Below are 1,063 nucleotides of genomic sequence, written 5' to 3' on the forward strand. Positions count from 1 at the left end.
CAACATAGCGGATAAACGCACGCTACGCGCGCTCATTATCGCAGACCCAAATCAGCAAGGGGGTGAAATAATTATGTTAGAAGCCGATCCTTTAGTTTTTTACGGCGCGAAAATGCCAAATGCGCGTAACCTAAAATGGTTTAACCAAGTGCAATTTGTTCGCTACAGCGAAACAAACGCACAGGAAAAAGCGGTAATTGATCATTATCTGGCAACAATAAAGAAAGAGTATCACCCACAAGATAAAGACACACTCTTAGCTGCTGAATCGGTACCGGGCGTTCTTTCTCTGCCGCTGGCACGCTTCAATGCTCCACTCAGTGAAAATGTTTCACTCGCGTTTACAGCCAAAGAAGTTAGCATCCCACGGTATGATTGAATACATATAGATATAAAATCAGATAACTATGGCAATACAACGCGAAAATGTTCACTTGGGCGTGGGCATGGCTCCATACCTGTCATATACAATACCGATTGGGAAACTTGGCGAAAAATAACAGACACCATAGTGATGAAAGAAACAAGTGTAACATCTAAAAAACAGCTGGGAGATCCCATCTGGCCAGACCAATTAGGTCAATGGAAATTCGGCAGTTATGCCGATTTTCAACAAATAAAAAATCAATTGCCTATCGCAATAAATCACGAAATCATCACATTAGGCAGCATCTCATCAGTGCCACCGGCTCAGGCAACATTGATCCCACAACAAATTCATTATATTTGGGTCGGTGAGGTGATACCCAAAAATTTGCTCGAGAACATTACTAAAAATGTAGAAAATAGCCCGCAGTACAAATCTATTATTCACGTTGATGCGGATAGTTCAACTATTTTCAAAGAAATAAAACGGCAATTAAACAATAAAATTACCACTAAAATTTTCGAAAAAATAAAGTCTAAGTTGGGATATAAGATGAGTAATATCGAAATCCGTGATCTGCATGAAGATAATTTTTTCTTAATTTTAGAAACACAGATTCAGGAGAAATGTATCAACATTTTCGCGCAGGTATCGGAAAAAATTACTCAGCAACAGCAGATGTATTACGTTACTCCC

The 1,063-nt window shown here is 39.2% G+C and carries 1 protein-coding gene and 1 pseudogene; both read left to right on the forward strand.

The genetic code is table 11. The features are described from left to right. A pseudogene (locus tag REG_RS13535) lies at positions 1 to 379 on the forward strand (hypothetical protein); the annotation flags it as partial. Positions 380 to 514: 135 nt separating this feature from the next. Next, a partial coding sequence (locus REG_RS09240; RefSeq protein ID WP_006705391.1) for a glycosyltransferase family 32 protein occupies positions 515 to 1,063 on the forward strand: 549 nt, incomplete at its 3' end.

The organism is Candidatus Regiella insecticola LSR1 (assembly GCF_000143625.1).
Classification (GTDB): domain Bacteria; phylum Pseudomonadota; class Gammaproteobacteria; order Enterobacterales; family Enterobacteriaceae; genus Regiella; species Regiella insecticola.